Origin of the sequence: Streptomyces sp. NRRL S-1022, assembly GCF_000720135.1 — a bacterium.
Classification (GTDB): domain Bacteria; phylum Actinomycetota; class Actinomycetes; order Streptomycetales; family Streptomycetaceae; genus Streptomyces.
In genome coordinates, this window is sequence record NZ_JOIU01000010.1 from 45,186 (window position 1) to 58,593 (window position 13,408).

Sequence of the window (13,408 nt, forward strand, 5' to 3'; positions counted from 1 at the left end):
CGCGAGGCCTAGGGCTTCACCGACCGGTAGTAGCGCCGGGCGCCCTCCTGGAGGGGGAGGGGATCGGTGTAGATGGCGGTGCGCAGGTCGACCAGCTGGGCGGAGTGGACGTGGGCGCCGATGTCGTCGCGGCTCTTGATCACCGTGCGGGTCACCCACTCGGTCAGCCGGGGATCGACGTCCGTACGGGTCATCAGCACGTTGGACACGGCGATCGTCGGTACCTGGACGCCCTGCTGGACGTTCGGGTAGGCCGACTCGGGGATGTTGGTGGCCCGGTAGTAGCGCGCGCCCTCGCCCTGGTCGTGCAGCCGGGTGACGAGGGCGTCGTCGATCGGGACGAAGCGGAAGTCACGCTTCTGCGCCAAGGCCACCAGCCCCTTCGTGGGCAGCCCGCCGGACCAGAAGAAGGCGTCGACCTTTCCCTCCCGCAGCTGCGCCGGACCGGTGTCGATGCCGTCGGCCACCGGCGTGATGTCCTTGTACGGGTCGATGCCGGCGGCCCGCAGCACCCGATCGGCGATCAGCCGCACCCCGGAATCGGGCAGTCCGGTCACCACCCGCTTGTGCCGCAGGTCGGCGACGGTCCTGATGTCCGAGTCGCTGGGGACGACGAGGTGCATGTAGTCGTCGTAGAGGCGGGCCACGCCGCGCAGCCGCCCGGCGCCGCTGCCGTGCCGCAGCTCGTACGTCGCCACCGCGTCGGCCGCCGCGATGGTGAAGTCGGCCTGCCCGGTCGCCACCCGCTGGACGTTCTCCTGGGAACCGGCGCTGTCGAGCAGCTTCACCTTCAGGCCCGGCATGTCCCTGCCCAACTCGGTACGGAGCCGCTCGCCGTACTCCTGGTAGACACCGCGCGCGCTGCCGGTGCTGAACACGATCGTGCCGCTCGGCGGCTTCTCGCCCAGCGGCAGCAGCCACCACAGCAGCAGCCCGAGGGTCACGACACCGACGGCCGCGCCCTGCAGCGCTCGGCGCCTTCCGAACCGGGGGAACACCTTGGACATGCGGGCGATCCTGCCAGGCGACGCGCGCCGCTGACCAGGGCCGGGGTCACTCCGGGGAGGCGGTGAAGCGGACGCCGGGGGTCCACTCGGGGCGGGGGCACTGTCGGTGGCGGCCGTTAGAGTCGCCGTATGAGCTCTTCCCCCGCCCGCCTCGTCCGTGAGTTCCACCGCGCCTTCGGCCTCGACGCCCGCAGCACGCCGGCCGAGGTGGACCCGCGACTGGCCGCCCACCGAGGCGAACTGCTCGCCGAGGAGGCCGCGGAGGTCGCCGAGGTCGCGGTGGAGGGGCCGCTGGACCGGCTCGCGCACGAGCTGGCCGACGTGGTGTACGTCGCCTACGGCACGGCACTCGTGCACGGCATCGACCTCGACGAGGTGATCGCCGAGGTGCACCGCGCCAACATGAGCAAGCTCGGCCCGGACGGCAAGGTGGCCCGCCGGGCCGACGGCAAGGTGCTCAAGGGGGAGCACTACCGGGCGCCGGACGTCTCGGCCGTACTGCGCCGCCAGGGCTGGATACCGGGCGGCGCGGCCTGACGCGCCCTAGGAGGGCAGGGAGCCGCCCGCCAGCCTCCACTCGCGGTGCAACGCCCCCAGCGGGACGCTCCGCTGGACGACGGGGGTGCCGAAGACGGACAGCTGGATCCGCAGGGTTCCGGACAGGTCCACGCCGCCGTAGACACCCCAGGTGCCCGTCGCCTGCGGGGTGCTGCCGTCGGAGGCGGCGGTCAGCGTGCCGGTGGCCTCCCCGCGCAGATACGGGGCCAGGTCGGCGGTGACGCCGACGGTGCCGTAGAGGCCGACCGTCGCCTCGGCGCCGAGTGCCGTCTTCACGCTGCCGGCGGTGGTGACGGTGGCGCGCACGGGGGTGCCGGTCATGTGCGAGGAGCTGACCGGCGTCCACCCCCGGGCCGGGCCGAAGGTGCCGCCCGCCTTGAAGTCGCCCTTCAGGCTCTGCTCGACATCGACGGTGGCCCGCCCGTCGGCGCTGATCTGGAGGTAGCAGGTCAGATCGAGGTTGACGACGACGGGCACCGGGCCGACCTGCAGCACGGGGTCGGCGTGCAGCTTGGCGAACGGGATGCGCAGCGGGGTGCCGGTGGCCGCCGCCGCCCGGCCCTTGACCGCCCAGCCCGAGGTCCAGTCGCCGGACACGCCCAGGTAGGCCGAGCCGGGCGGGGCGTCGCTGCCGGTGCCGCCGTAGGCGAAGTCGACCTGCGGGGCGACCTGGACGAAGCCGTGCACGGAGGCGGTGGCCGACGCGGCCGCGCCCCCGGCGGTGGGCACCTCGGCGCCGACGTCCAGCCGGAGACTGCCGAGCGGCACCGTCGCGCCCTTGGGGCCGGCGTGCGCGTCACCGGTCTTCGACCAGGACACCTGCACATCGGGCAGCAGCTTGTCGACGGTGAAGGACGACGGGTCGACCGGTACGTCGCCCTTCGCCGTCGCGTCGCCGAGCAGCGCGTTGAGGGTGGCCGGTTCGGTCTGCACCTCGGTGCCGGCGTCCGTCTCGCCGACCACCTTGGTGACCTTGGCGAGCAGTCCGCGCGGTGCCCCCGGTGCGGGCGCGCTGGCGATCACGTCGCCCACGGCGGTGCGGTGCGGCGCGGCGGAGGAGCCGGCGGACGGCGTGGGCGAGTGCGGTGAACCGCCCCTCCCGCGCTCGGAGATGACGGCCCGCCGGGTGCGGCCGTCGTACGAGCTGACGGTGAGCGTCGTGCTGTGCGCTCGCTGCCCGGAGCCGCGCGGGGCCGCCGTGGCGGTCGCGGTGGCGGTCGGAGCGGCGGCGACGGTGAGCGAGTGGTCCGCGCTCTCGGCGGCGGGCTCGGCGGCCCGGATCTGCTGTTCCTGTCCGGCGGCCGGCTGCCGCACGGCCTGCGCTGCGGCCTGCGGTGCGGGCGAGGAGCAGGCGGCGGCGAGGAACAGCGAGGTCACGGCGAAGGCGGGCAGCAGGGCACGCCTGTGCCTCATGCGTCTGCGCAAGGTGGGTCCTGTGTGGGATGGGGGGTGGCGGGGAGGTCCCGATACCGGCCTACTCGCGAGTAGAACCGGTCGGTAACTCGGTGGCGAGCATGAGCATGCCACCCCCTGTGTACAGTCCGCACACAATCCGGCCACAGCCCAACGTGACCTCCGCCACGAGGAGTTGCGGTGACCGCAGGGCGGTTCAGCGCCCGGTCGGCCCCGTGCCGCCGAGGCGGGTCAGCAGCTCCGCGAGGCCTGCGACATCCGCCGCCGGCCAGGCCGGGCCGGCGAAGACGTCGGCGGCGGTCTCCTCGGCCGTGGCCAGCATCTCCGTCAGCCGCCGCCGGCCCGTCGCGGTCAGCGCCGCGTACGCCACGCGCGCGTCCCGGGCGTCCGGCTCCCGGGTCACCAGACCGATCCGCTCCAGCGGGGCCAGCCCGCGCGTGACCCCGGAGGCGGTCAGCCCCAGCGTCTCGGCGAGGTCGACCCGGCGCATCCGGCCGCCGGGTGCCTGTCCCAGCCGGAGCAGCAGGGTGAAGTCGGCGAGGCTGACGCCGTGCAGCCCGCTCAGCCGGGCGTCGAAGCGTCGTACGAGCGCGGTCTGGGCGCGCACCAGTCGCAGCGCCGTGTCCAGGGCGTCGGTCATCCGCCTCGCCTCCTCCTCATCCTTGCGATGTCCTTGACTACTCAAGTTTATGGGCGGTTCTCATGCGCCTGCGCTTCGGGCGGCGCGGCGCTGCCGCTTGCCCAGGGGCGCCTGGGACAGGTCCTCGGCGGTGCTCCGCAGGTGCTTGTAGCCGTAACCGCGCTCGGTCAGCCAGGCCTTCGCCGTCTCCTCGGCCTGCTCCGTCGCCTCGAGGATGTCCTCCTCCTTCTCTCCGGTCGCGGAGAAGCGGAAGACGAAGGCGGGCCGGGCGGCGATGTCGTAGGTGAGGTTCCCCTCGGGGGTGAAGGCGGCGCGCAGGAGGTCGTGTTCGGTGGCGTCGGCCAGCAGGGCGGCGCGCTGGGCGTCGGTGAGGGCGTCGAAGGCGCCGCGGACGGTGATGCGGAAGGTTCGTGTAGTCATTCCGCGACCATAGGCAGAGCGGGGGCGCGTCCTCCACCGGGTTTCGGGGCTGCCGGGCCGACGGCGCCACGCGCCCCGGGCGCCGGGCCGACAGCCCCTCGCACCTCGGGCGCCGACGGCCCGGGCCCCGGCTCCCGGAGGCTTCGGCCGCCGACGGGACTTCTCCTCCAGGTCTCCAGGTCTCCTCGCCGTGAACGCGACCGGCATCCGACCAGGTGGCGTCCGTACGGGGCCAGGTGGCGTCCGTACGGGCCGTGCGGGCGGCAGGTTCGGGCGTTCGCGGGGCGGACGTCGGGAGAGGTTCGGACCGGGGGTTCCCCGGGGCGGGGGACGTTGCTTCCCTGGGCCGTGAGGATGACGGGGAGGCGGGGTGGATGTCGGGGAAGCGACCGCGCCCGTGGTCGCGGTCGTCGGAGTCGTCGGGACGCTGCTGTCCGCGCTGCTGACCCAGCGCGCGGCCGACCGCAGCCGCCGGCGCGAGCAGGAGCGCGTCGAGGAGGTGCGGGAGCGGCGCCGGCACGCCCAGGATCTGCGCGCGTGCTACGTCGCCCTGAACACCTCCGCCCGCCAGTACCTGGCCGCCCTCACCGATCAGGTGCACGCGCTGGGCCGGGACGAGGAGCTGCGGACCGTACGGCAGCGGCTCACGGAGGCGCGCGACCAGTACCGGGACGTGTACGCCGAGGCCCAGCTGCGGATGCCCGACCGGGTGCTCGGCCTCGTGGGCGGCCTCAGCCACGACCTCGGAGCGCTGTACGGCATGGTCCGGCGCCTGGACGACGGAGTCCCGCGCGCGGGCGACTCACCGGCCGCCGTGCGCGACGGCATCGACGAACTGTGGGGCCGCCTGCGGCGGATGCGCCGCGAGATGCGCTCCGAACTGGGTGCGTTCCGGGCGGATTCCGGGCGGTGAGCACACCGGGCACCGCAACACGCCGCGGTGCGCGCCACGGGTCGGCAATAGTGGCGGTGATCCCGGACCGCGGAGTCCGGCGGCACCGCCGTACGGCGACGACGGCGGACTCGGCGGGGCAGAGGGGAGGGCGGGGTGAACGAACCGCGTGCGGGGTCGGCCGAGCGGCTGCTGGCCCTCATCGGCGAGCACCGGGACACCATCCGCAGCGTGCTGGACGGCGACCAGCACGCGCTGCTGCTGGACAGGCTCAGGGCGCTCGCCGTGGCGCCGGCGGACGACGACCGGTCGGTCCGCAGGGCACTCCAGGGTGTCAGGCTGGTGCTGCTCAAGCTGCCGCCGGGCCATCCGGTGCGCCGGGAACTGGAGTCCTGGCGCCTGGCGGTGACGCTGCCCGGGCCGGAGACCGTGGCCGGCGCGCAGGAGTTGCTGGCCTGGTTCCACCTGCCGTCGCCGGCGTGTGGACCGGCGTACGAACCGGATCCCGGACGAGACCGGCTCCTCGGGCAGCCGGCGCTGTCGGCCGCCGAGGCGTGGGGCCGCTGCGGTGGCGCGCCGCCTGCCGAACTGATCAGGCTGCGCGGCCCGGACTACCACGACCACTACCCGGAGTTCCAGTTCACCCCGGCCGGCGGCGCCCCGAACGACGTCGTCCTGGAGATCAACCGGCTGCTGCTCGCGGACATCGACCCGTGGGGCGCCGCCGCCTGGTGGCTGAGCGGCAACACCTGGCTCGGCGGCAGCCCCGCGTCACTGCTCGGCCGGCTCCCCGACCACCGGCTGGTCGGTGCGGCCCTCGAACTGGCGGAGGGGGAGTGATGGGCGGCTTCTTCCCCATGATCGACCTGAAACTGCGCCCCCACCGCCGGGTGATTCCGGCGGGTACGGAACTGTGGCGGGTGCACCTGTCCCGGTACGCGGCGGACGAGTTCAATCCGCGGCTCGCGGACATCCACTTCCACGGGGGCCGTTTCGACGGCACGGTACTGGACCAGTACCACAGCCTGTACCTGGCGGAGAGCGCGCTGACCGCGCTGGCGGAGAGCGTGCTGCGCTCCCGGCCCTTCGACTCGCCGGCCGGCGACCGTACGATCCCTTACCGCGCGGTCTGGCAGCGCTCGCTCAGCTGCGTGCGCACTCGCGCCGACCTGGTCCTGGTCTCCCTGGTCAGCGGCGCCGACCTGGCCGCGGTGTGCCAGGACGCCACACTCCTGGAGGACGAGAGCAACTACGCGCGGGCACGGCGCTGGTCGAGCGAGATCCGGGCGCAGGCGTCCGACGCCATGGGGCTGGTCTGGGAGTCGCGGCGCAACCGCTCCGAGCACGCGATGGTGCTCTATCACGACCGCTGCGCGGGCCCGGACGGCCCGCCGCTGGAGGTGCTGCCCGACCGCGGTATCCCGGACCTCGGCTCGCAGGAGGGCCGGGCACGCGCCAACGAGCTGCTCGCACCGCTGTGGGCGCGGATCGCCGGGCCCGAGTGGCCGTGAACGGCGGGTGTGAGAGCTTGATGCCATGACGACGTACATCGCTCTGCTGCGCGGGATCAATGTCGGCGGCAGCGCGCGGATCGCCATGAAGGATCTGCGCGCCCTGTTCGCCGGCATGGGGTTCGAGGACGTCCGGACCTATCTGCAGAGCGGGAACGTCGTGTTCCGCACGCCCGCCGCGACGACCACCGCGAAGAGCGACGCCACGGCCTCCGCCGTCCCCGCTGCCGCGGGCCCGCAGGGCCCCGCCGATCTCGCCGTGAGCATCGAGCGGCGGATCGCCGACGACCTCGGGGTGACCTGCACGGTCCTGCTGCGCACCGGAGACTCGCTGGCCCGTACCCTCGCCGCGAACCCGTACCGCGACCGTGAGGACGACCCGGCCAAGCTGCACGTCACCTTCCTCGCCCAGGAGCCGACCGCCGAGCAGGCGGGCCGCCTGGCGGTCCCCGCCGGGGAGACGGCCGTTTACACGCTGGCCGGCGACGAGATCCACCTGCACGTCCCCGACGGGTACGGCCGGACCCGGCTGAACAACACCTTCATCGAGCGCCGCCTCGGCATGCGGGCCACCACCCGCAACTGGAAGACGGTCACCGCGCTGCACCGGCTGGCCGCGGGGGAGTGAGCCGGGGGCCGGCCGGAATCAGCGTTTGGCGGCGGGCGGCTGGGCGTCACGGGCCGGCCGGACGAGGTGGTGCTCGGTGAGGGGACGCGGCATGAGGACCGACAGCAGCGGCCCGGCCATCGCCGTGGTCACGACGGCCATGGCGACCATCAGGGAGTACAACCGCTCGTTGAGGACGCCGAGTTGGAGACCGGCGGTCAGGATGATCAGCTCGGTCAGGCCCCTGGTGTTCATGAGGGTGGCCAGAACCGCCGACTGGCGCGCCGTGACACCGTGCGCCCGGGCGCTCAGGAACGCGCCGAGGAACTTGCCGCTGACCGCGACCAGCAGGACGAGGGCGAAGTCCAGCCACCCGGACCGCCCCAGATCCGACAGGTCGACTTTCAGGCCCACGCTGATGAAGAAGACCGGCAGCAGCAGATGGCTGCTGACATGGCCGACCCGGTCGGTGATGTCCGCGCGCAGCCGCTCGGTGGATTCCTTCGGCATCACCAGACCGAAGAAGAACGCACCGAAGATGAAATGCAGGCCCATCTTCTCGGTGACCGCGCCCGACACGAGCAGACCGGCGAGCACGGCCGTCAGCGCGGCGGGGCTCAGCCGGGCGGTGCCGTCACCGGACGTGAGCAGCTTGCGCAGCAGCGGGCGTACGACCCACAGCATCACGCCGGTGTAGGGCACGAGCAGCAGCAGGTACCACTGGTGGGCGCCGCCCCCGCCGGCCAGCGCCACCACGGCGGCGAGCATGCACCAGGCGAGCACGTCCCCAATCGCGGCGCAGGCGAGCGCCAGCCCGCCGACCGGGGTGTGCTGCATCTTCCGGTCCGTGAGAATGCGGGCCAGCACCGGAAAGGCGGTCACCGACATCGCGGTACCCATGAAGAGCACGAAACCCAGCCGGTGATCCGGGGCGTTCTCCTCGACCAGCAGCAGGGCGAGCAGGGCGCCGAGTCCGAACGGCAGGAGAATGGAGGACAGCGACACGGTGGCCGCCAGTCGACCGGTGCCGCGCAGAATTTTCCCGTCCAGTTCCAGGCCCACGATGAACATGAATACGGCCATGCCCACGTCGGCGAGTGCGGTGAGCATCGGCCGTATATCGGTCGGGAAGAGGAAATCGGATGCCCGGTGGCCCAGTAAAGTGGGCCCGAGCATGATGCCCGCGAGTACCTCCCCGATGACCGCGGGTTGGGAGAATCGTCGGGCCGCCGCGCCCAGGAGCTGCGCCAGGACGAGTATGAGGGCCAGGTCGGAGAAGAGCGCGAACAGTTGGTTCGTGGTCACCGGTCCCTGCCTTCTTGTCGTATCGCGGGCGCTGCCCGGAATTCGATGAGGTGCCGCCGACGTGCCCCGCCATGCTTCGTTGTATAGATGCTCCTTGTCAACGGTGATTTCCTGGGCCGTGTTGCCTTGGATAAGAGACCGGAAATGCCCTTGACGCGGAATGCGTCGGCGGAGTCGGAAAAAGGGGCGAATCCGGTGATCGCGGAATAATGCCGGTGACCGGTCCGGCCGGTGTCAGCGCCCCGCCGCCCCCTGCCCGTACTTTTCCGGCCGCCGAGTCCGCCCGGGCACCGGCGCGGGACGGTGAGCCGGTGGCTGGCCGGAAGTCGTCTCCAGTGGATCAAGGGCCTCTAAGCTCGGAGACGTCTGGCGAGCCAGGCGACGGATTCTCGGCGATCTCGATGAAGGGGCCTGAACTGCGGTGGAGGACAAGCGCGTTGTCGTCGTGACCGGTGGGGGCTCGGGCATCGGACAGGCCACGGCCCGGCTGCTGAGCGAGGCGGGTCACCACGTGGTCGTCTCCGGCCGGCGGCCCGAACCCCTGGAGCGCCTCGCGCGGGAGACGGGCGCGCTGGCGCATCCGTCCGACGCCGGGGACCCCGACGCCGCCGAGGGGCTCGTCCAGGCCGCCCTGGCCGCGTACGGACGGCTCGACGGAGTGGTGCTGAACGCCGGCATCGGACGCGGCGGAGCCGTCGGCGACATGTCGCTGCGGGACTGGGACGAGGTGATGCGCACCAACCTGACCGGTCCGCTGCTCCTGCTCCGCGCCGCCATCCCGCACCTGCTGGAGTCCAGGGGCTCGGTGGTCGCCGTCGCCTCGGTGTCCGCGCTGCGCAACGGCACCAGCAACGCCCCGTACGCCACCTCCAAGGCGGCCCTGCTCCAGCTGTGCCGCTCCGTCGCCGTCGACTACGGGCGGCAGGGCGTGCGCGCCAACATCGTGTGCCCCGGCTGGGTGCGCACCGAGATGGCCGACCGGCGCATGGCGCGCTTCGCCGAGGAGGCACAGCTGCCCGGCGGCGGGACGGAGGCCGCCTACGAGGAGGCGACCCGCCTGCTGCCCCAGGGCCGCCCGGGCGAGCCGCGCGAGATCGCCGAGGCGATCAGCTGGTTGCTGTCCCCGGCGGCGTCGTACGTCAACGGGGCCGTGCTCACCGTCGACGGCGGCGCCACCGCCCTCGACCCCGGGACCCTCGCCTTCGACTACCACATCGCGCCCCGCGACGGCGGGACCGGCGCCGGCGCTCCCCGCTGACCAGGCCTCAGCGCGGCCGGGCCGGCGACGTCCGGTCGGGGCCAGGGAGCACGCCGGACATGGCGGGCCACATCCGGGCGATCCCCAGCAGTGTCTCGGGACTGCCGTGCGTCACCCCGGGCAGCGGGTGCGGGTCGGCCGGCGGCACACCGGCGAGGACGGCCCGCCGGGCCTCGTCCACGGCACCGGCGAGCGCGGCGGCCGCCAGCCGGTCCTCGCGCACCCCCGCCTGCCGGGCGTACCGGCGCGCCCTCTCGTAGGCGTCCGGCCGCACGTACTGCTGGAGGGTCAGCAGGGCGTCGTACGTCTCGATGGTCTGCCGGTGTGCCTGCAGCGCCAGCGGATGGCGTGGCTGGAGCAGCTCCAGGAGCCGGGTCCGCCGGGGCCGGGCGAGGGCCACATGGGGCACCGCCGTCACCAGGTCGCGCCACAGCGGCCACAGCCGCCAGATGGTCCGCAGCGCGTCGGCCGACCGGGCGAGGGCGCTCGCGGTGGGGACCAGCAGGGACGCCGCCCGCAGGAAGCCGTGCACGCTCATGATCACGGACAGGTAGGGCAGCAGCCGCGGGGCGGGGTCGTAGAGGTGGAACAGATAACCCGACCAGAAGACGAGCGCGAGCACGCTGCCCGCCGCGAACAACCGCAGTGACCAGACGAGGTCGCGTTCCGTCGTGCGCAGGCTGTACGCCCAGCAGACCACCACGGCGACGGCGTCACCGGCGAGGTGGGAGCCGATGAGGATCAGCCAGTAGGCGGACGACGCGGACGCGGGCCGCTGCGCGGACGCCGTCCCTCCGCCCGCCTGGTCCACCTGCAGCAGGTCCAGGACGGGCAGCGAGACCAGGGCCGCCGTCATCACGACCGCCACGTACCCGCGCAGTCGCGGGGTGCGGCTGGAGTCGATCACGAAGAGGAGGACCAGTCCCGCGCTCAGGACGCCGATCAGGTTGCGGGCCAGCGACACCGAGTGGACGTCGATCCCGGCGGACGCGAGCCGGCCGACGATCCGGGGCTGGAAGAGGGTGATGGCGGTGGTCGCGGCCAGCACGGTGAGCCAGAGCCCTCGCAGGTGGGGATGGCGCAACGCGGACCGGGCCCGCCAGACCAGGGCGAACCACAGGGCGAGCACGCTGGCGAACCCGACGTGCGCCGCCAGCTCACTCACCGGCGTCCGCCGTCACCCCGAGGAACGCGCCGAGCCGTCCCAGCGGCCCGGCCACCCGGCCGGTCGTCCCGGCGCTCTGGATCAGGGTGGCGATCATCTCGGCTTCTTGTTCCTCGGTGTTCGTGTAACTCGTCCTGGCCATCAGCCGTCCGACGAGGTGGGGCTGAAGGCCGGTCAGCAGGTCACCGGCCGGCTGCTCGCCGTCCTCCACCAGGCTCCGATGGTGATCGCACAGCACATGACCGATCTCGTGGAGGATGATGTGCTCGCGGTGCAGCGGGGCGGTCCGGGCCTCGTAGAAGACGTAGTCGGCGTTGGCCGTGCCCAGCCACAGACCGCATGCCCCGGTGGCCGCGGCCTCCTCGGGCAGCTCCCTCAGCACGAGCGGACGGCCCCTGAGCTCCTCCACCCGCTCCCGGACGGCGTCCAGGGACAGCGACCGCTGAACCCCGAGATCGCGCAGAATCCTGGCGCATCGGCGCCGTAGCGCTGCGTACTCGCCCGTTCTCCTCACCTGCCGTGTCACCCCGTTCGGGCGAGAAAGCACTTCCCGCTCCAGCGGACAAGCCGTGGGTCACACCTAAGCAGGTCGCCCGCCCCCTTGCACACGCCTGCCCGGTCTTTCGGTCGCCCTTTGGCGGAAAACCTCCTCCCGCGCGCGGGCCGCCGAACCGGCGGCGGACGCCGGCTCCCACTCGCCGAAGCCGACGTCCCGGCCGACCGGCTCCCAGGCCCGCAGTCCGGCGCGGACGCGGTGCGGACGCGGTCCGGGTGGCCCTTGAGCGCGGGCCCGCAGCTGCCAGGTCCGGGGGCGCGGGGCCGCCCGGTGTGGCGGCCGGGACCCGCGGCGCGGCCGGACGTGCGCGGCCGGTGAGGTGCCCGCCCGGAGACCGCTGCCCGGCCGGCAACCGCCGCGGGGAAACCGGGGACAGGGTCTTCCGCGGAGCGCCTACCCTTGAGGAATGACCAGCAGCAGCGACCGGAGCCCGGCAGTGGACGTTCCCACCCCCAAGAGTTACGAGATCCGCACCTACGGGTGCCAGATGAACGTCCACGACTCCGAGCGGTTGGCCGGGCTGCTTGAGGAGGCCGGATACGTGCGGGCCCCCGAGGGCTCGGACGGCGACGCGGACGTCGTCGTCTTCAACACCTGCGCGGTCCGCGAGAACGCCGACAACCGCCTCTACGGCAACCTCGGCCGGCTCGCCTCGAAGAAGGCCGGCCGTCCCGGCATGCAGATCGCGGTCGGTGGCTGTCTCGCGCAGAAGGACCGCGACACCATCGTGAAGAAGGCGCCCTGGGTGGACGTCGTCTTCGGCACGCACAACATCGGCAAGCTGCCCGTGCTGCTGGAGCGCGCCCGCGTCCAGGAGGAGGCGCAGGTCGAGATCGCCGAGTCCCTGGAGGCCTTCCCCTCCACGCTGCCGACCCGGCGCGAGAGCGCGTACGCGGCCTGGGTGTCGATCTCCGTCGGCTGCAACAACACCTGCACCTTCTGCATCGTCCCGGCCCTGCGCGGCAAGGAGAAGGACCGCCGCCCCGGCGACATCCTCGCCGAGATCGAGGCCCTGGTCGGCGAGGGCGTCTCCGAGATCACCCTGCTCGGCCAGAACGTCAACGCCTACGGCTCCGACATCGGCGACCGCGAGGCCTTCAGCAAGCTGCTGCGCGCCTGCGGGAACATCGAGGGACTGGAGCGGGTCCGCTTCACCTCCCCGCACCCCCGCGACTTCACCGACGACGTGATCACCGCGATGGCCGAGACGCCCAACGTGATGCCCCAGCTGCACATGCCGCTGCAGTCCGGCTCCGACACCGTCCTGAAGGCGATGCGCCGGTCGTACCGGCAGGACCGTTACCTCGGGATCATCGAGAAGGTGCGGGCCGCCATCCCGCACGCCGCGATCACCACGGACATCATCGTGGGCTTCCCGGGCGAGACCGAGGAGGACTTCGAGCAGACCCTGCACGTCGTCCGCGAGGCCCGCTTCACGCAGGCCTTCACCTTCCAGTACTCCAAGCGCCCCGGCACCCCGGCCGCGACCATGGAGAACCAGATCCCCAAGGAGGTCGTCCAGGCGCGCTACGAGCGGCTGGTCGCCCTCCAGGAGGAGATCTCCTGGGAGGAGAACAAGAAGCAGGTCGGCCGCACGCTGGAGCTGATGGTCGCCGAGGGCGAGGGCCGCAAGGACGGCGCCACCCACCGCCTCTCCGGCCGCGCCCCCGACAACCGCCTGGTCCACTTCACCAAGCCGGACCAGGAGGTGCGCCCCGGTGACGTGGTCACGGTCGAGGTGACGTACGCCGCCCCGCACCACCTCCTCGCCGAGGGCCCCGTCCTCGACGTGCGCCGCACGCGCGCGGGCGACGCCTGGGAGAAGCGCACCGCCGAGGCGGCTGCCAAGCCGGCCGGCGTCATGCTCGGCCTGCCGAAGATCGGCGTCCCGGCCCCGATGCCGGCGGTGGCGAGCGCCTGCGGCTGCGACTGAGGTCCTCGCGCCCCGCGGACGGGAAGGGCGCCGCGAGTCGCGGTGCGGTGCCGCGGTGCGGTGCGGTGTCGCCGTGCGGTGCGGTGTGGTGTCGCGTCACCGGAGCGGGTACCGGGACGGCCCGGCCGCGGGATGTGCCGGGG

Annotated in this window: 14 protein-coding genes; 7 read left to right on the forward strand and 7 right to left on the reverse strand. The window is 73.1% G+C overall.

Annotated features, from left to right (window positions below; genetic code table 11):
• Positions 1-8 precede the first annotated feature (8 nt).
• Complete coding sequence (locus IG05_RS0115105) at positions 9-1,007, reverse strand: TAXI family TRAP transporter solute-binding subunit (RefSeq protein ID WP_030342847.1); 999 nt, start codon at positions 1,005-1,007, stop codon at positions 9-11.
• A 129-nt stretch (positions 1,008-1,136) separates the two neighbouring features.
• On the opposite strand from IG05_RS0115105, the gene IG05_RS0115110 reads away from it, so the two are divergent.
• Complete coding sequence (locus IG05_RS0115110) at positions 1,137-1,544, forward strand: MazG nucleotide pyrophosphohydrolase domain-containing protein (RefSeq protein WP_030342848.1); 408 nt, start codon at positions 1,137-1,139, stop codon at positions 1,542-1,544.
• A 6-nt stretch (positions 1,545-1,550) separates the two neighbouring features.
• Here IG05_RS0115110 and IG05_RS0115115 read toward each other — a convergent pair whose 3' ends face one another.
• From IG05_RS0115115 to IG05_RS0115125, 3 genes are all read right to left on the reverse strand, one after another.
• Positions 1,551-2,978 carry a hypothetical protein gene (locus IG05_RS0115115; protein ID WP_037813830.1) on the reverse strand — a complete coding sequence of 476 codons (1,428 nt, stop codon included), beginning with the start codon at positions 2,976-2,978 and terminating at the stop codon, positions 1,551-1,553.
• Positions 2,979-3,174: 196 nt separating this feature from the next.
• Positions 3,175-3,618: a MarR family winged helix-turn-helix transcriptional regulator gene (locus IG05_RS0115120; RefSeq protein ID WP_030342850.1), complete on the reverse strand. Its 444-nt coding sequence runs from the start codon at positions 3,616-3,618 to the stop codon at positions 3,175-3,177.
• Between the two features lie 60 nt (positions 3,619-3,678).
• The gene (locus tag IG05_RS0115125; RefSeq protein ID WP_030342851.1) at positions 3,679-4,038 is read right to left on the reverse strand and encodes a DUF6204 family protein; all 360 of its coding nucleotides are present in this window, start codon (positions 4,036-4,038) and stop codon (positions 3,679-3,681) included.
• A gap of 370 nt (positions 4,039-4,408) precedes the next feature.
• On the opposite strand from IG05_RS0115125, the gene IG05_RS0115130 reads away from it, so the two are divergent.
• The 4 genes from IG05_RS0115130 to IG05_RS0115145 all read left to right on the forward strand — a co-directional run bounded on the left by IG05_RS0115130 (position 4,409) and on the right by IG05_RS0115145 (position 7,069).
• Positions 4,409-4,951, forward strand: a complete 543-nt coding sequence (locus IG05_RS0115130; RefSeq protein WP_030342852.1) for a hypothetical protein — start codon at positions 4,409-4,411, stop codon at positions 4,949-4,951.
• Between the two features lie 135 nt (positions 4,952-5,086).
• The gene (locus IG05_RS0115135; RefSeq protein ID WP_030342853.1) at positions 5,087-5,770 is read left to right on the forward strand and encodes a hypothetical protein; all 684 of its coding nucleotides are present in this window, start codon (positions 5,087-5,089) and stop codon (positions 5,768-5,770) included.
• A complete protein-coding gene (locus IG05_RS0115140; RefSeq protein WP_030342854.1) occupies positions 5,770-6,441 on the forward strand; it encodes an RES family NAD+ phosphorylase in 672 nt (223 codons plus the stop codon). Before IG05_RS0115135 ends, IG05_RS0115140 begins: the two co-directional genes overlap by 1 nt.
• A gap of 25 nt (positions 6,442-6,466) precedes the next feature.
• Positions 6,467-7,069, forward strand: a complete 603-nt coding sequence (locus tag IG05_RS0115145) for a DUF1697 domain-containing protein (RefSeq protein ID WP_030342855.1) — start codon at positions 6,467-6,469, stop codon at positions 7,067-7,069.
• A gap of 18 nt (positions 7,070-7,087) precedes the next feature.
• On the opposite strand, the gene IG05_RS0115150 is transcribed toward IG05_RS0115145, so the two are convergent.
• A complete protein-coding gene (locus tag IG05_RS0115150; RefSeq protein WP_030342856.1) occupies positions 7,088-8,353 on the reverse strand; it encodes a cation:proton antiporter in 1,266 nt (421 codons plus the stop codon).
• A 421-nt stretch (positions 8,354-8,774) separates the two neighbouring features.
• On the opposite strand from IG05_RS0115150, the gene IG05_RS0115155 reads away from it, so the two are divergent.
• Positions 8,775-9,611, forward strand: a complete 837-nt coding sequence (locus IG05_RS0115155; RefSeq protein ID WP_030342858.1) for an SDR family NAD(P)-dependent oxidoreductase — start codon at positions 8,775-8,777, stop codon at positions 9,609-9,611.
• 7 nt (positions 9,612-9,618) lie between these two features.
• Here IG05_RS0115155 and IG05_RS0115160 read toward each other — a convergent pair whose 3' ends face one another.
• Both IG05_RS0115160 and IG05_RS0115165 read right to left on the reverse strand, forming a co-directional pair.
• Entirely contained in the window at positions 9,619-10,776 is a 1,158-nt protein-coding gene (locus IG05_RS0115160) for an MAB_1171c family putative transporter (protein WP_030342859.1), read from the reverse strand.
• Positions 10,769-11,185 carry a regulator component gene (locus IG05_RS0115165; RefSeq protein WP_234335865.1) on the reverse strand — a complete coding sequence of 139 codons (417 nt, stop codon included), beginning with the start codon at positions 11,183-11,185 and terminating at the stop codon, positions 10,769-10,771. Before IG05_RS0115165 ends, IG05_RS0115160 begins: the two co-directional genes overlap by 8 nt.
• A 553-nt stretch (positions 11,186-11,738) precedes the next feature.
• Between IG05_RS0115165 and miaB the strand changes: the two genes are divergently transcribed.
• The gene (gene miaB / locus IG05_RS0115170) at positions 11,739-13,265 is read left to right on the forward strand and encodes a tRNA (N6-isopentenyl adenosine(37)-C2)-methylthiotransferase MiaB (protein WP_030342863.1); all 1,527 of its coding nucleotides are present in this window, start codon (positions 11,739-11,741) and stop codon (positions 13,263-13,265) included.
• The last annotated feature ends 143 nt before the right edge of the window (positions 13,266-13,408 follow it).